The organism is Streptomyces yangpuensis (assembly GCF_001005295.1).
Lineage (GTDB): Bacteria > Actinomycetota > Actinomycetes > Streptomycetales > Streptomycetaceae > Streptomyces > Streptomyces yangpuensis.
Genome location: NZ_LBMK01000007.1, coordinates 38489 through 54327, shown reverse-complemented (window position 1 = coordinate 54327; position 15839 = coordinate 38489). Strand labels below are relative to the sequence as shown.

Annotated in this window: 10 protein-coding genes, 1 pseudogene and 1 riboswitch; of the genes and pseudogenes, 5 read left to right on the top strand and 6 right to left on the bottom strand. The window is 75.4% G+C overall.

Annotated elements, in window-relative coordinates; all coding sequences use genetic code 11:
* Positions 1-28 precede the first annotated feature (28 nt).
* The 3 genes and pseudogenes from AAT21_RS34730 to AAT21_RS39385 all read right to left on the bottom strand — a co-directional run.
* Positions 29-2095: a VMAP-C domain-containing protein gene (locus AAT21_RS34730; protein ID WP_052758014.1), complete on the bottom strand. Its 2067-nt coding sequence runs from the start codon at positions 2093-2095 to the stop codon at positions 29-31.
* The gene (locus AAT21_RS28055) at positions 2092-3369 is read right to left on the bottom strand and encodes a hypothetical protein (RefSeq protein ID WP_046779757.1); all 1278 of its coding nucleotides are present in this window, start codon (positions 3367-3369) and stop codon (positions 2092-2094) included. The genes AAT21_RS34730 and AAT21_RS28055 overlap by 4 nt, the downstream gene beginning before the upstream one ends.
* Positions 3370-3459: 90 nt before the next feature.
* Positions 3460-3678: pseudogene (locus AAT21_RS39385) on the bottom strand (lipase); the annotation flags it as partial.
* A 208-nt stretch (positions 3679-3886) separates the two neighbouring features.
* On the opposite strand from AAT21_RS39385, the gene AAT21_RS28045 reads away from it, so the two are divergent.
* The 4 genes from AAT21_RS28045 to AAT21_RS28030 all read left to right on the top strand — a co-directional run bounded on the left by AAT21_RS28045 (position 3887) and on the right by AAT21_RS28030 (position 8006).
* A complete protein-coding gene (locus tag AAT21_RS28045) occupies positions 3887-4846 on the top strand; it encodes a trypsin-like serine peptidase (protein WP_052758013.1) in 960 nt (319 codons plus the stop codon).
* A gap of 376 nt (positions 4847-5222) precedes the next feature.
* Positions 5223-6512: a bifunctional cobalt-precorrin-7 (C(5))-methyltransferase/cobalt-precorrin-6B (C(15))-methyltransferase gene (locus tag AAT21_RS28040; protein WP_046779755.1), complete on the top strand. Its 1290-nt coding sequence runs from the start codon at positions 5223-5225 to the stop codon at positions 6510-6512.
* Positions 6509-7258 carry a precorrin-4 C(11)-methyltransferase gene (gene cobM, locus AAT21_RS28035; protein WP_046779754.1) on the top strand — a complete coding sequence of 250 codons (750 nt, stop codon included), beginning with the start codon at positions 6509-6511 and terminating at the stop codon, positions 7256-7258. Before AAT21_RS28040 ends, cobM begins: the two co-directional genes overlap by 4 nt.
* A complete protein-coding gene (locus AAT21_RS28030) occupies positions 7248-8006 on the top strand; it encodes a cobalt-precorrin-6A reductase (protein ID WP_046779753.1) in 759 nt (252 codons plus the stop codon). Before cobM ends, AAT21_RS28030 begins: the two co-directional genes overlap by 11 nt.
* Positions 8007-8066: 60 nt before the next feature.
* On the opposite strand, the gene AAT21_RS28025 is transcribed toward AAT21_RS28030, so the two are convergent.
* The 3 genes from AAT21_RS28025 to AAT21_RS28015 are packed head-to-tail and all read right to left on the bottom strand — an operon-like array spanning position 8067 to position 11498.
* On the bottom strand, positions 8067-9566 hold the full coding sequence (locus tag AAT21_RS28025) for a precorrin-2 C(20)-methyltransferase (RefSeq protein ID WP_046779752.1): 1500 nt from the start codon (positions 9564-9566) through the stop codon (positions 8067-8069).
* On the bottom strand, positions 9563-10210 hold the full coding sequence (locus AAT21_RS28020) for a precorrin-8X methylmutase (protein WP_046779751.1): 648 nt from the start codon (positions 10208-10210) through the stop codon (positions 9563-9565). The genes AAT21_RS28025 and AAT21_RS28020 overlap by 4 nt, the downstream gene beginning before the upstream one ends.
* Positions 10211-10214: 4 nt before the next feature.
* Positions 10215-11498 (bottom strand): cobalamin biosynthesis protein CobG, encoded by a 1284-nt coding sequence (locus AAT21_RS28015; protein WP_046779939.1) that lies wholly within the window; start codon positions 11496-11498, stop codon positions 10215-10217.
* A gap of 419 nt (positions 11499-11917) precedes the next feature.
* Positions 11918-12045, top strand: a riboswitch (cobalamin riboswitch).
* Positions 12046-12085: 40 nt separating this feature from the next.
* On the opposite strand from AAT21_RS28015, the gene cobN reads away from it, so the two are divergent.
* Complete coding sequence (gene cobN, locus AAT21_RS28010; protein WP_046779750.1) at positions 12086-15703, top strand: cobaltochelatase subunit CobN; 3618 nt, start codon at positions 12086-12088, stop codon at positions 15701-15703.
* Positions 15704-15839: the final 136 nt, after the last annotated feature.

Genomic DNA, 15839 nt, shown 5'->3' with positions numbered 1-15839 from the left:
TCGTGTCGCCGTCTGTCAGTGGTCGGGGTCAGGCCAGGGACCGGAAGCCCGGTATGTCGTCGGGATCGTCCCACAGGAGCACCAACTGGTCTTCCCCTGAGGGCTGTTGGGTGGTGCGTGCGGCGCCCGCGGCGGCGCCCGCGGCCGCCCGGCGCACCTCCCGCATACGCGCGGGCAGGGTGAGTACGTCCAGTGCGCCGGGGTCCGGGCGGCCGTCGGGCCCGGCCGGTGCGAGCAGGTCGAGGAGCGGCGGCTGCGGTGTTCCGCCGCCGCGCCGCCATACGGCGACCGGGACGCCGCCTTCGAGTACGGCTTCCAGCAGCCCTGCGTGCGGGGCGGCGGCGGTGTGCGACAGGACGCAGGCGGGTGCCGGGCGCTCGGCCAGTTCCATCCCCAGCACGTCCGTGACCTCTGCCTCCTCCACGACCCGGACGGCCTCGGGGTGCCGGCCTCCCCTGGTGCACAGCCAGCGCCAGCTGCCGTGCCACTCGGCCCGGGTGTCGGCGCGTTCCTGCGGGCAGCGCACCACGACCTGGTGGAGCAGGCCGAGGGCGCGGTGCCGGCCGGCCGGACCACGGGGCACCGGCCACTGGTCGAAGTCGGTGTCGAGCAGCTCGTACGGGACGTGGAACTCGATGCGGTCGACGCCGCCCCGGCTCCGGGATCCGGCCTCGGCGCCGTCGGCGGGGGCCGCGCCGCCGATGAGGGCGAGCTGCCGTACGAGTTCCCCCCGTACCGCGTCCAGGCGTACGGGCGGGCCCTGCGACTCCCAGATGTGCTCGGCGCGTTCGCCGTGCAGCCATATCCGGGCCCGGAAGCCGGGCCCGCCGTCGGGGGGCGGCTCCAGCCCGACGTGCACGACCGTGGTGCGCGCCGGGGGCGGCGGCGGGGGCAGCACCGGCAGGGCGAGCCGCTCGCGGGTGGTGTCGACCCAGTCCTTCAGCCGTCCCGCCCACGCCGTGTCGCCCGCCGCGGCGGCCCGGTCCGCGAGGAACCGTACGAAGGGCACGGGCAGGGGCATGCCGCCGCGTCCGCCGTGGCGTTCGTCGAGGTCCTGGACCACGTCCAGGAGGCTGTCGCCGGGCAGGCCGCCGCCGACCGGGGTGGTGCAGCCGGTCGCCTTGAACGCCCAGGCGTAGGCCTCGTAGGCGCAGCGCGGTGGTTCGCGGCCCTCGAAGAGCGCGCCGAGTCCGTCCCAGGCCTGCTGGTCGAGGCGGGCGGCCCGGGGCGGCGCCGGAGCGGTGGGGTCGTCGTCGAGGAAGGAGCAGGCGTCCCAGTCGCGGTCCACGAGGAACTGCGGGAGCTGCCAGCCCTCGCCGCGTTCGCGCAGTTCCTGGAAGGAGCGGTGGATGCTGCGGGCGGCGACGGGGAGCCCGCTGACGCTGTCCCGTACGGAGGCGCCGCCGAGTTCGGTGAGGAGGGCCTCGGTGAAGCGTCCGGCGCCGCGCTCGGCGTCGTTCTGCGCGGCCTCGCCCTCGCGGGAGGCGTAGAGCCGGAACTGCCGGCGTCCGGGGACCGAGTTGCCGCCGCCGTAGTCGGTGCTGCCGAAGTTGAACCGGGCGTCGCGGGGTGCGTCGACCCGGCAGGAGTCCACGAGTGCGGCCTGGAGCGGGAAGCTGCGGTGTTTGACGAGGTCGGTGCGCCACCAGCGGAGCGCCGAGTCGAGGTTGAGGTGGCGGATCTGGCTGGGGCGGGCGTCGGCGCAGGGCAGCATCAGCTCCTGGCGCGGCCCGAGGTAGCCGTGGCCGGCCCAGAAGATCCACAGCAGGTCGCCGTCGCACTGCGGGAGTTCGTCGAGGAGGGCCGCCTTCACGTTCTCCTCGGTCGCCGGCCGGTACGCGGTCCGCAGGGCGGTCATGGCCGGGGAGTCGGGCCAGTCGAGGGCGTCGGGTGCGTCGAGCGGGGACAGCAGGAGCCTGAGGTTGCCGGGCGGCACCTGGGCGGGGCCGGTCAGCCAGTGGGCGAAGCGCAGGGCGTCGCGGGCCGGGCCGCGCAGGTTCCAGCGGTGGCTGATGTCGTAGCGCTCGACGCCGGCGACGAGCGCGAAGGTGCGCTGCGGGCCGAGTGCCGGGGGCAGGAGGCCGGTGGGGATCACCCGATCTCCGCTTCGGCCACCGCCTGTTCGATCCGTTCGTAGAGGGAGTCCTGTTTCCAGTAGGCGCTGTGGCAGGCGGGGAAGGGCTGGCGGCTGCCGATCTCGTGGTCGGTGATGCGGGGGTCGCCGGGGAAAACCGGTCCGGCGAGGTAGGACAGCACGTCCTGGCGGTCGTAGACGTTGAGCCAGCGCGGGAAGCCGTACGGGAGTTTCCCGCCGGGTTCGAGGGCGGCCAGGGCACCGAGCTCGTGCAGGAAGGCGGCCTGGGAGCCGACGGTGACGAGCAGTTCCGCGCCGGGGACGGCTTCGCCGCGGGCGGCGGCGAGGGCGAGGAGGTCCACGAGGGCGATCCCGCCGAGACTGTGGCCGATGAGTACGGTCGGCCCGGGTGCGGCGGTGATCCGGGCGTGCAGGAACGCGCGCAGGTCGTGGCCCCGGGCCTGGTAGCGCAGGATGTCGCCGAGGGCGGGGGTGGCCCCGGCGGTGAGGGAGCCGCGCCAGGCGTTGAGCAGCGGCTGGGTGGTGACCCGCATCGCGAGCCGGCCGAGGACGGCGGCCGCGCGGGCGCCGGGGACCCGGGCGTCACCGCCGAGGCGGGTAGTGAGCAGTTCGACGAGGCGGTCGCGTTCGGCGCCGGTGCAGTCGGCCTCGGCTCCGGCGGCGGCGAGCGCGCCGGCGGTCACGGCCCGGGCGAGGGCGGTGGCCAGCTCCCGGGCCTGCGGTTCGGCGGTGGCACGCTCGGCGGCGCGGGCCGCCTCGGCGGAGCGGGCGGCGGTGTCCAGGGCGGCGGGGAAGTCCGCGGCGAGCCCGGTGCCGTGCAGCAGGGCGCCGAGTTCGTCCCCGGGGTGGGGCGGCGCGGGCGGTAAGCCGGCGAGCAGCGCGAGCACCCCTGCCCCGGCGGGCTGTACGCCGGGCATCGCGAAGGCGTCGTCGTCCGGGTACGGGCTCCCGTCCTCGCCGTCGGGGCCGACGGCGCCCGGGCCGGGCCAGCCGGCCTCGGCGAGGACCCGTACCTCGCACAGCGGGTCGGCGAGCAGCAGGGTCCATTCGGCCGTCTCCGCGTCGACGGGGTCGGGCGCGGATCCGGCGGCGGGCTTCAGCCCGGGCACGGAGCGGCCGCCGGCGCCGAGGGTGGCGCCGAAGCGGTCGCCCCAGTAGCAGGAGTCGACGGCGGCGCCGGGGAATCTGGCCGTCAGCCGTTCGCGGACCAGGGCGAAGAGCCGGTCGTGCCGCTCGCGCCGTACTCCCGTGCCGTGGACAAAGAGAAATCGCATCGCCGCCCCGCCCCCTCGTGCCGTCGCCCCTCCGCCCCGGCACGATAGCGCCGAGCGCTCGGCAGGGGGTAGGGAACGCCCGGTTCGGCGTCAGCGGGCCCGGGCGGAGCCGAACGCACGGGCGGGGCGTTCGCCGATGCGGCGGTGGCCGGCGGCGTCCGGGTGGAGGCCGTCGGGCAGCGGGAACTCGGCGAAGTCGGCCTCCCCGTACAGGGCGCGCCCGTCGAGGTGGTGCAGGTGGGGGTCGTCGGCGGCGCGCGCGGCGGTGATGCGGGCGGGTTCGTCGCGGACGACGCGCAGGGTCAGCCTTCAACCGGGCGCGGTTCCCGCACCCGGTTTCAGGGCCGGGGCGTGTCCCGGGCGGGAGGCGGCCGGACGGTGTCCGCAGGCCGTCGCATGGCATGCACACGCCGGTACGATCGGCTGTGAGGACGGACACGTCCCGACCTCGGAACCCGGGCCGGGCTCCCCCCATTTAACCGAGAGTCGGACGCGTACGCGGGGCGGAAGGGGCCATATGACCAGCAGGGTTCAGGGACGGGAGCGGGAACGGACCGCGGCACGGGGCCGCGTGGCCGTCGGCCTCGTGTGCGCCCTGGTCCTCGCGGGGGCCGGGTACGCCGCCTGGGAGCTGCGCGGCATCGTCACCACCCGCGCCGACGGCGATCCGGAGCGGGGCGTCTACCAGCAGGACCCCGAGCGTGCCGACCGTACGGCGTCGGCCGTCCTCGACGGGATCGTCCGTGAGGACCCCGAACCGGCCACGGACGGCAAGGTCTTCGCCGGGGACGGTGCGGTGGACTGGCGCTCCGGGGGGTGGCAGCCCTCCGATCCGCTGGTGGCGAGGCCCGCCCCCGCCGAGCCGGCGATCGGCGCGCTCTTCTCCCCCGGCAACGACGGCGACCCCGACCACCACTGCTCGGGCGTCGTGGTCCACTCCCCCGCCGGTGACCTGATCGCCACCGCCGCCCACTGTGTGTACGGCGGCGGCTTCCGCACCAACCTCGCCTTCGCCCCCGGCTACCGGGACGGCATCGCACCGTACGGCGTCTGGGTGCCCACCCGGATCGACGTGGACCCCCGCTGGACCGCGCGGCAGGACCCCGACCACGACGTCGCCTTCCTCCGGCTGCGCCGGCCCGGGTACCCCGGCCAGCGGCTGGAGGACGTCACCGGCGCCAAGACGATCGCCTTCGGCACCGCGCTGCCCGCGCCCGCACGGCTCGTGGGCTATCCGAACGCCGCCGAGCAGCCGCTGGACTGCCGTACCACCGCCCACCCGGCCGGCCCGACGCAGCTGCGGCTGGACTGCGCGGACGTACCCAACGGGACGAGCGGGGGCCCGGTGCTGACAGACGGTCACACCCTGATCGGGGTGATCGGCGGCCGCGACGGCGGCGGCGACGACAAGACCTCCTACAGCGTCCACTTCGACGACGGCATCCGCGCCCTCCACGAACGCGCCACCCGGCCCTGACCCGGCCCGGCGGTGTCACGGGTGACGGGGTGTGGGTGGTTGTCCGTAGCGTCGTCGTCCATGGTTTCGAGTCTGCTCGCACGGGCGGGCGCGGGACAGGCATGCGGTGGGGCGGACGGAAGCGTCGCGGGGGCGGGCGGGAGCGCGGCCGGGGCGGGGTGGGCTCCGGTCACGACGGCGGCGTCCGGCCGCTCCGGGCGGGGATGTTCACGGCCTTCCGGTCCGGCATGGCGGCTCCCCCGACCGGGTGGGTCACCGAGGGTGGGACCCGGGGGGTGTCTCGGGACTCACACGGGTGGGCGCGGATACGGCAGCCGCAGGCCAGTAGGCTGCGGGTCCGCCCTCTTTTCCCCTTCCCGCCCCGAGGTACCGCGCAGTGAGTTCCGCACCGCCCCCCATACCCGTGACGGTCGTCGGCCTCGGCGCCGACGGGTGGGCCGGGCTCACCGCCGCCGCGCGGTCGTCGCTGTCCCGCGCCGAGGTCCTGATCGGCGGGCCCCGCCAGCTGGACCTGCTGCCGGCCGCCGAGTGCCCCGGGCAGCGGGTGGCGTGGCCGAGCCCGCTGCGGCCGGCCGTGCCGAAGCTCATGACCGAGCACGCCGGGCGCCGGATCGCGGTCCTGGCCAGCGGCGACCCGATGTTCTACGGGATCGGCCGCGCCCTCGCCGAGGAGCTCGGACCGCGGTCCCTGCGGGTCCACCCGCACCCCTCGTCCGTCTCCTACGCCTGCGCCCGCCTCGGCTGGCCGGTGGAGGACACCGAGGTGGTCACCGTGGTGGGCCGCCCGGTGGCCCGGCTCACGGCCGCGCTGCACGACGGGCGGCGGGTGATCGTGCTCAGCGCCGGCGCCTCCTCCCCCGGCGAGATCGCCGCTCTGCTGCGTGAACGCGGCTTCGGCCCGAGCCGGATGCGGGTGCTGGAGCAGCTCGGCTCCGAGCGCGAGGACGTGTACGAGGGCACGGCCGACGGCTGGGACCACGCGCCGGGCGACCCCCTGAACGTGGTGGCCGTCGACTGCCGCCGGGACCCGGCCCACGCCGGGCCGCGCCTCGGCGCCACCCCCGGCCTGCCCGACGCCGCCTACGAGCACGACGGCCAGCTCACCAAGCGCCACGTCCGCGCCGCGACCCTGTGCGCGCTCGCCCCGGCCCCCGGCGAGCTGCTGTGGGACATCGGCGGCGGCTCCGGCTCCATCGGCATCGAGTGGATGCGTACGCACCCCTCGTGCCGGGCGGTGGCCGTGGAGCGCGTCCCGGAGCGGGCGGCGCGGATCACCCGTAACGCGGCGGCGCTCGGCGTGCCCGGCCTGCGTGTGGTCGTCGGGGCGGCGCCGGAGGCGCTCGCCGGGCTCCCGGCCCCCGACGCGGTGTTCATCGGCGGCGGGCTGACCGCACCGGGCCTGCTCGACGCGGTGTGGGCGGCGCTGGCCCCCGGCGGCCGGCTGGTGGTCAACACGGTCACGCTGGAGTCGGAGGCGGTCCTCGCCGAGCGCCACCGGCGCCACGGCGGTGACCTGGTGAAACTGGCCGTCGCGCACGCCGTGCCGGTGGGCGGCTTCACCGGCTGGCGGCAGGCCATGGCGGTCACCCAGTGGTCGGTGACGAAGCCGGCGACCGCGCCGCGGACGGCGGAGCGGACGGCAACGAAGGAGAAGGATCAGACATGACCGTGTACTTCATCGGTGCGGGCCCCGGCGCCGCCGATCTGATCACGGTGCGCGGTGCCCGGACCCTGGCCGCCGCCCCCGTCTGCCTGTACGCGGGCAGCCTGGTGCCGCGCGAGCTGCTCGCCGAGTGCCCGGCGGACGCCCGCCTCGTGGACACCTCGCAGCTGAACCTGGACGAGATCGTCGCCGAGTGCGTGACCGCCCACGAGGCGGGCCAGGACGTGGCACGGCTGCACTCCGGCGACCCGTCGATCTTCAGCGCGGTCGCCGAGCAGATGCGCCGGCTGGACGCGGCCGGTATCCCCTACGAGGTCGTCCCGGGCGTGCCGGCCTTCGCCGCCGCGGCCGCCGCCCTGAAGCGGGAGCTGACGGTGCCCACCGTCGGGCAGACCGTGATCCTCACCCGGATCGCCCAGCAGGCGACCCCCATGCCGCCCGGCGAGGACCTGGCCACCCTGGGCCGCAGCGGGGCGCTGCTGGTCCTGCACCTGGCCACCCGCTACGTGGACCGCGTCGTCGACGAACTGCTGCCGCACTACGGGGCCGGGTGCCCGGTGGCGGTGGTGGCGATGGCCAGCCGTCCCGACGAGCTGATCCTGCGCGGCACCCTGGCCGACATCGCCGGACAGGTGAAGGAGGCGGGCCTGGTCCGCACGGCCGTCATCGTGGTGGGCCGCACCCTCGGGGCGGAGCAGTTCCGCGACAGCCACCTGTACTCCCCCGAGCGCGACCGGCATGTCTGCTGACGCGGCTGCGCACCACGTCCTGATCCTGGGCGGCACCACGGAGGCCCGCCGCCTCGCGGAGGCGCTGGCGCGGGAGTCCTCGTACCGGGTGACGACCTCGCTGGCGGGGCGGGTCGCCGCGCCCGTGCTGCCGCCGGGCGGGACCCGGATCGGGGGCTTCGGCGGGCCCGCCGGGCTGGCGGCCTGGATCGGCGCACACGGGGTCACCCGCGTGGTCGACGCCACCCACCCCTTCGCGGAACGCATGAGCTTCAACGCGGCGGAGGCGTCCCGGCTCTCGGGCGTACCGCTGCTCGCCCTGCGCCGCCCCGGCTGGCAGCCCGGCCCCGGTGACGCGTGGACCTTCGCGGACTCCCTGGCCGGGGCCGCGGGCCTGCTGCCGGGCCTCGGCGGCCGGGTGTTCCTGACCACCGGCCGGATGGGCCTGCACACCTTCGCGGACCTCGACGGCCTGTGGTTCCTGGTGCGTTCGGTGGACCCGCCGACGGGGCCGGTCCCGGCCCGCCTCGAAGTCCTGCTGGACCGGGGCCCGTTCACCCTGGAGGACGAGCGGGAGCTGCTGGCCCGGCACCGGATCGACGTCCTGGTGACGAAGGACAGCGGCGGCTCGGCCACCGCCCCCAAGCTGACGGCCGCCCGCGAGGCGGGCATCCCCGTCCTCGTCGTACGCCGCCCCCCGGTCCCGGAGGGCGTGGCGGAGGCGGATTCGGTGGCCGCGGTACTCGACCGGCTGCGGCAGCAGGCGTGAAAAGGCCGGGCCCGGGGTGAGGAAAGCACCCCGGGACCGGCTTGCGGTCAGGCTACCCGGTCACGGGTAGCGGCGCGGCGTCCAGGTGATCCGCGACCCGTCGGGCCGCTCGGTGACCTGCGTCTGCGAGGAGCCGATCAGCAGGATCGTGCGCATGTCGACCTCGGACGGCTCCAGTTCGCCGAGCGTGACGATCCGCACCGACTGCTCGGGGCCGCCCACGTCGCGGGCGACGACCACCGGGGTCTGCGGGGAGCGCAGTTCCAGCAGCAGTTCGCGGGCCTGGGCGACCTGCCAGGTCCGGCTGCGCGAACCGGGGTTGTAGAGGGCGAGCACCAGGTCGGCCGCGGCGGCCGCGCGCAGCCGCTCCGCGATGACCTCCCAGGGCTTGAGCCGGTCGGACAGCGAGATCGTGGCGTAGTCGTGGCCGAGCGGGGCGCCGGCCGCGGCGGCCGCCGCGTTGGCCGCGGTCACCCCGGGCAGGACCCGTACGGGCACGTCCTTGTACTCCGGCTGGCCGGCGACCTCCAGGACCGCCGTGGCCATGGCGAAGACACCCGGGTCGCCGCCGGAGACCACGGCCACCCGCTTGCCACGGCGCGCGAGGTCGAGGGCGAACTCGGCGCGCTCCGACTCCACCTTGTTGTCGGAGCCGTGCCGGACCTGACCCGGCTTGACGGGCACCCGGTCCAGGTACGTCGTGTAGCCGACCAGCACCTCGGCGTCCGCGAGGGCGCGCCGGGTCTGCGGGGTGAGCCACAGCGGGCCGGCCGGGCCGGTGCCGACGACGGCGACCTCGCCGGGGCCGGACGGCACGCTGCCCGGGTTGCCGATCCGGCTGGGCACGACGGCGACGGCGAAGTACGGCACGCTGTCGGGGTCGGTGTCGGCGAGGACTCCGGTGCGTTCGCCCTCCATCGTGGCGCGTTCGACATAGCGGGCCTCGGCGAGCCGGCCGCTGTTCTCCATCGCGCCGCGCACGGCGGGGAAGGTCCGGCCGAGCTTCATCACGACCGCCGAGTCGGTCGCGGCGAGGCGGGCGGTCAGTTCCTCCTCGGGCAGCGTGCCGGGGAGGATGGTCAGGACCTCCTCGCCCTCCACGAGGGGGGTGCCGAGGCGGGCGGCGGCGGCACTGACCGAGGTGACGCCGGGGACGACCTCGGTCTCGTACCGGCCGGCGAGCCGCTTGTGCATGTGCATGTACGAGCTGTAGAAGAGCGGGTCGCCCTCCGCGAGCACGGCCACGGTCCGGCCGGCGTCCAGGTGGGCGGCCAGCCGGGCGGCGGCGGCCTCGTAGAACTCCTCCATCGCGCCCTGGTAGCCGCCGGGGTGGTCGGTGGTCTCGGTGGTGACCGGGTAGACCAGCGGCTCCTCGATGTGGCTCTCGCGCAGGTGCTTCGCGGCGATCGATCGGGCGATGGACCGGCCGTGACGGGCGCTGTGGTAGGCGACGACGTCCGCCTCGCCGATCACCTCGACGGCTCGCAGGGTCATCAGGTTCGGGTCGCCGGGGCCGAGTCCGACCCCGTACAGGCGGCCCTTGGGCTGCGCGTCGCTCATTCGGCCACGCTCGCGATGGCGTTGAGGGCGGCCGCGGCGATGGCGCTGCCGCCGCGGCGGCCGCGCACGACGAGGTGGTCCAGGCCGCAGGGGTGGGCGGCGAGGGCGTCCTTGGACTCGGCGGCGCCGATGAAGCCGACAGGCACGCCGATGACGGCGGCCGGGCGCGGGGCGCCCTCCTCGATCATCTCCAGCAGCCGGAACAGCGCGGTCGGCGCGTTGCCGACCGCGACCACGGAGCCCTCCAACAGGCCGCGGTCGCGCCACACTTCGAGGGCTGCGGCGCTGCGCGTGGTGCCCATCTTCGCGGCGAGCTCCGGGACGGCGGGGTCGGAGAGGGTGCAGATCACGTCGTTGTCGGCGGGCAGCCGCTTGCGGGTGACGCCGCTGGCGACCATCTGGACGTCGCACAGGATGGGCGCGCCCGCCTCCAGCGCGGCGCGGGCGCGCAGCACCACCTCGGGGGTGTACCCCAGATCCTGGGGGAGGTCGGTCATCCCGCAGGCGTGAATCATGCGCACCGCGACCTGGGCGACCGAGGCGGGCAGCCCGGAGAGGTCCGCCTCGGCGCGGATCGTGGCAAAGGACTGGCGGTAGATCGCGGCGCCGTCCTTCTCGTACTCGAACACGGTGTACTCGCTCATTTCTTCACTGCGGCTTCGGACTCTGGGGTGATGAGGTGGTCTCGCGGGCGGCGGTGAGGGCGGCCGCCAGGTCCGGCCGGTGCGGCAGGGGCCGCCCGTGCACGGAGAGCCGGTATCCGTCGGCGGTGGCGAGCGCGTCGACCCAATGCGTTCCCCGCGGGTGGCCGCACCGGCGCTCGCAGCCGGACCAGTGCACGGGCAGCGGCCCCCGCGCCCGTTCCACGAGGGCGCGCGCGTCGGCGCGTACGTCCGCCAGGGATTTCGCACAACCGGGGCGCCCGGTACAGGCGGTGACGGACTGCCAGGGACTGTCGGCGGCGACGACCAGGCCCGCTTCCTCCAGCAGGGCGGGCCCGTCGACCGGCCCGCGGAGGGGGGCGTCGGGGAGGACGACGGTACGCCAGGGGGTGATCCGCAGCCCGTCGCCGTGCCGGGCGACCTCCGCCAGGGTCCGCCACTGGCCGGTGGTCATCCGGCCCAGCGGGGGCAGGACGCACAGGTCGCCGCGCGGACCCGGGCCGCGTCCCCACGGCCGGGGCGGTGCGGCGTACGGCCAGTCCACCTCGGCCTCGCGGACGGCGCCGATGCCGGCGGCGGCCAGCCGGGCCGCGAACTCCGCGTCGTCCAGGGCGTGTCCGGCGGGCAGTTCGGCCACGCGCCAGGCGCGGGTACCGGCCGCGTCCACGGCGTCGAGGAAGTACTCGGCGGCGAGCAGCGCGGCCAGCGGGGCGTCCTCGCCGGCGACGGCGACGGCTCCGGCGGCCGCCCCGAGGCGGACCAGCGCCCGGTCGCCGGAACGCCCGAGCACGGTGATGTCCGGCTCCAGGGCGGCCACGTCGCCGCGGCCGTCGTCGAGGGCGAAGAGGAAGCGGCCGGACAGGGCGGTGACGCGGGTGTTCGCGCACAGCAGCCGGTCCAGCTCGCGCACCCAGGGCAGGACGTCCTGCGAGGTCGGGGTGGCCACGATGTTGCGTACGCGTTCGTGCGTCGGCGCGGGCAGCAGTCCGGCGGCATCCAGCACGGCGGCGAGTCCGGTGCCGCAGCCCTCGGCGAGGCCGCGCAGCTGCACGTTGCCGCGGGAGGTGAGTTCGAGGTGCCCGTCGCCGAACCGGTCGGCGGCGGCCGCGAGGTGCGCGGCCTGCGCGGCGGTCAGCGCGCCGCCGGGGATCCGGACGCGCGCGAGGTACCCGTCGTCCGCCGCGTGCAGCCTGAGCGCACCGGGGCAGGCGTCACCGCGGTCCCGTATGACGGGTTCGTCCCGCGATACGGCGGAGGGGGGCTGGGGCATGGCGGCGAGCATACCCACGATTCCCCTCCCCGGAACTGTGTCCACCGCCACCCTCCGTCACCCACCGCACCCCCAGCGCCATCCCGGCCCCGCCGCACACTCCCGGCCCCGCCGCACACTTCCAGCCCCGCCGCACACTTCCAGCCCCGCCGGCGTTTGAGGCGCGGGGGCCCGGGGGCAGAGCCCCCGCAACGATGCCGCACCCGCACACCCACCCGCCTCACCCGGCGGAGCCACCCGCAGAGCCCCCGCAACGGCGCCGCACCGACACACCCACCGGCCCGACCGCCGGAACCACCCGCAACGGCGCCGCACCGACGCACCGACCCCGCCCCAGTCGGCGGAGCCACCCGCGGAGCCATCGGCCACCCCCACTCCCGACCACCGCAAACGCCACCTAGGATGACCTTCCGGCGGCCCATACGGTCCGCCGTCGCCGAGGACGGCGACATGGGAGGAAGCCCGGTGCGAATCCGGCGCGGTCCCGCCACTGTGAACCCGGCAGAGCCACACGGCCGGGTGAGTCAGGAACTCCCGCTGTCCTCACTGCCCGGGGCGCGGAAACCCCGAGGAAGGCCTGCCGCCGCATGATCCTGCTGCTGTCGACGTCCGACACCGATCTGCTCAGCGCCCGCGCAGCGAACACGGCGGACGCCCCCGTCCCGTACCGGTTCGCGAACCCCTCCCGCCTTCCCCTCGACGACCTCCCCGGCCTCCTCGACGGGGCCGACCTGGTCGTCGTACGCCTCCTCGGCGGCCTGCGCGCCTGGCAGGACGGCCTGGACCTGCTGCTGGCCCCCGACCAGACCCGCCCGGTCGTGGTCCTGACCGGCGAACAGGCTCCGGACGCCCAGCTGATGGAGGCCTCCACGGTGCCGATCGGCATCGCGGCCGAGGCGCACGCCTACCTCGCGCACGGCGGCCCGGCCAACCTCGGACAGCTGGCCCGGTTCCTCTCCGACACCGTCCTGCTCACCGGCCACGGATTCGAGCCGCCCGCAGCCGCCCCCACCTGGGGCCCGCTGGAGCGCACCACGCAGCGGACGGACGGCCCCGAGGTCGCCGTGCTCTACTACCGCGCCCACCAGATGAGCGGCAACACCGGCTTCGTGCACACGCTCTGCGAGGCCATCGAGGCCCAGGGCGCCCGGCCGGTCCCCCTGTACGTCTCCTCCCTGCGCACGCCGGAGCCGGAACTCGTCGCGGCCCTCGGGTCCGCGGACGCGGTCGTCACCACCGTCCTCGCGGCCGGCGGCACCAAGCCCGCCACCGCCTCGGCGGGCGGGGACGACGAGTCCTGGGACGCGGGCGCGCTCGCCGCGCTCGGCGTTCCGATCCTCCAGGCCCTGTGCCTGACCGGCTCCCGCGCCGCCTGGGAGGAGAACGACGAGGGTCTCTCCCCGCTGGACGCCGCGACGCAGGTCGCCGTGCCCGAGTTCGACGGCCGTCTGATCACCGTCCCGTTCTCCTTCAAGGAGCTCGACGAGGACGGTCTGCCCGCCTACGTGGCCGACCCCGAGCGGGCCGCCCGGGTCGCGGGCATCGCCGTACGCCACGCGCGCCTGCGCCACATCGAGCGCCGTGACAAGAAGATCGCTCTCGTCCTCTCCGCGTACCCGACCAAGCACTCCCGCATCGGCAACGCGGTCGGCCTGGACACCCCGGCGAGCGCGGTGGAACTGCTGCGCACCCTCATCGCCGAGGGCTACGACTTCGGCCCGGTCACCGAGATCCCCGGCCTGGTCTCGGGCGACGGCGACGAGCTGATCCGCGCCCTGATCGAGGCCGGCGGCCACGACCAGGACTGGCTCACCGAGGAGCAGCTGGCCCGCAACCCGGTCCGCATCCCCGCCGCCGACTACAAGCGCTGGTTCGCCGAGCTCCCGGCCGAGCTGCGCGACAGCGTCGAGGAGCACTGGGGCGAGGCCCCGGGCAACATGTTCGTGGACCGTTCGGCGAACCCCGAGGGCGACATCGTCCTGGCCGCCCTGCGCCGCGGGAACCTCCTAATCCTCATCCAGCCGCCGCGCGGCTTCGGCGAGAACCCGATCGCGATCTACCACGACCCCGATCTGCCGCCGTCGCACCACTACCTGGCCGCGTACCGGTGGATCCAGGCGCGCGCGGAGGACGGCGGCTTCGGCGCCGACGCGATGATCCACCTGGGCAAGCACGGCAACCTGGAGTGGCTGCCCGGCAAGAACGCGGGCCTGTCCGCTGCCTGCGCGCCGGACGCCGCGCTCGGCGACCTCCCGCTGGTCTACCCGTTCCTGGTCAACGACCCGGGCGAGGGCACCCAGGCCAAGCGCCGCGTCCACGCCACCCTGGTCGACCACCTGGTGCCGCCGATGGCGCGCGCGGAGTCGTACGGCGACATCGCGCGCCTGGAGCAGCACCTGGACGAGTACGCCCAGATCTCCGCGATGGACCCGGCGAAGCTGCCGGCCATCCGCGCGCAGATCTGGACGCTGATCCAGGCGGCGAAGCTCGACCACGACCTGGGGCTGGAGGAGCGTCCGGACGACGACGGCTTCGACGACTTCCTGCTGCACGTCGACGGCTGGCTGTGCGAGGTCAAGGACGCCCAGATCCGGGACGGTCTGCACGTCCTGGGCGGTGCGCCGACGGGTGAGGCGCGGGTCAACCTGGTCCTCGCAATCCTGCGCGCCCGCCAGATCTGGGGCGGTACGACGGCCCTGCCCGGGCTGCGCGAGGCCCTCGGCCTCGACGAGTCCAAGGCCACCCGTACGTCCGCGGACGACATCGAGGAGCAGGCCCGCGCCCTGGTCCAGGCGATGGAGGACGCCGGCTGGGCGCCCGACGCCGTCGCCTCGGTCGCGGCGGACCGGCCTGCGGACGTCGCGGCGGTCCTGTCCTTCGCGGCCCGCGAGGTGGTCCCGCGGCTGGCCGGCACGACGGACGAGATCGCCCATGTGGTCGCGGCCCTGGACGGCCGGTTCGTCCCGGCGGGCCCCTCGGGCTCCCCGCTGCGCGGCCTGGTCAACGTCCTTCCGACGGGCCGCAACTTCTACTCGGTCGACCCCAAGGCCGTTCCGTCCCGCCTCGCGTGGGAGACGGGCCAGGCCCTGGCCGACTCCCTGCTCACCCGCTACCGCACCGACAACGGCGAGTGGCCGGCCTCGGTGGGCCTGTCGCTGTGGGGCACGAGCGCGATGCGCACGGCGGGCGACGACGTGGCCGAGGCCATGGCACTGCTCGGCATCCGGCCGGTGTGGGACGAGGCCTCGCGGCGCGTGACCGGGCTGGAGCCGATCCCGCTCGCGGAGCTGGGCCGGCCGCGCATCGATGTGACGCTGCGCATCTCGGGCTTCTTCCGTGACGCGTTCCCGCACGTGATCGGCCTGCTCGACGACGCTGTCCGGCTCGCGGCCTCGCTGGAGGAGCCCGCCGACCAGAACTTCGTCCGCGCGCACGCCCAGGCGGACCTGGCCCTGCACGGTGACGAGCGCCGCGCGACGACCCGTATCTTCGGCTCACGGCCGGGTACGTACGGGGCGGGCATCCTGCAGCTGATCGACTCCCGCGACTGGCGTACGGACGCCGACCTGGCGGAGGTCTACACGGTCTGGGGCGGCTACGCCTACGGCCGCGGCCTCGAAGGACGGCCCGCCCGGGACGAGATGGAGACGGCCTACAAGCGGATCACGGTCGCGGCGAAGAACACGGACACCCGCGAGCACGACATCGCGGACTCGGACGACTACTTCCAGTACCACGGCGGCATGGTGGCCACGGTCCGCGCCCTGCGCGGCACGGCCCCGGAGGCGTACATCGGCGACTCCACCCGGCCGGAGACGGTCAAGACCCGCACCCTGGTCGAGGAGACCTCGCGCGTCTTCCGGGCCCGTGTCGTGAACCCGAAGTGGATCGAGGCGATGCGCCGCCACGGCTACAAGGGCGCCTTCGAGCTCGCGGCGACGGTGGACTACCTCTTCGGCTACGACGCCACGACGGGCGTGGTCGCGGACTGGATGTACGACAAGCTCACCGAGACGTACGTCCTGGACCCGGTGAACCGCGCCTTCCTGGAGGAGGCCAACCCGTGGGCCCTGCACGGCATCGCGGAGCGCCTGCTGGAGGCGGAGTCCCGCGGTATGTGGGAGAAGCCGGACGCCCGGATCCTGGAAGCCCTGCGCCAGGTCTACCTGGACACCGAGGGCAACCTGGAGGGTGAGGCGGAGTAGCCCGCCGGCCGCCCCCGTACCCGGCGAAGGCCGTCCTCCCCACCCGTCAGCGGGTGCGGGGGGACGGCCTTCTCGCGGTCGCCCTTCGCCGGCCGGATCCGCGTACCCCGAGTACGCGCACCGCCGGAGGGAAGGG

Excerpts from the sequence above, each read along its gene's own strand:
- AAT21_RS28055 (WP_046779757.1), bottom strand. The coding sequence starts at position 3,369 with ATGCGATTTCTCTTTGTCCACGGCACGGGAGTACGGCGCGAGCGGCAC.
- AAT21_RS28045 (WP_052758013.1), top strand. The coding sequence starts at position 3,887 with ATGACCAGCAGGGTTCAGGGACGGGAGCGGGAACGGACCGCGGCACGG.
- AAT21_RS28015 (WP_046779939.1), bottom strand. The coding sequence starts at position 11,498 with ATGCCCCAGCCCCCCTCCGCCGTATCGCGGGACGAACCCGTCATACGG.
- AAT21_RS28020 (WP_046779751.1), bottom strand. The coding sequence starts at position 10,210 with ATGAGCGAGTACACCGTGTTCGAGTACGAGAAGGACGGCGCCGCGATC.
- cobN (WP_046779750.1), top strand. The coding sequence starts at position 12,086 with ATGATCCTGCTGCTGTCGACGTCCGACACCGATCTGCTCAGCGCCCGC.
- AAT21_RS28030 (WP_046779753.1), top strand. The coding sequence starts at position 7,248 with ATGTCTGCTGACGCGGCTGCGCACCACGTCCTGATCCTGGGCGGCACC.
- AAT21_RS28025 (WP_046779752.1), bottom strand. The coding sequence starts at position 9,566 with ATGAGCGACGCGCAGCCCAAGGGCCGCCTGTACGGGGTCGGACTCGGC.
- cobM (WP_046779754.1), top strand. The coding sequence starts at position 6,509 with ATGACCGTGTACTTCATCGGTGCGGGCCCCGGCGCCGCCGATCTGATC.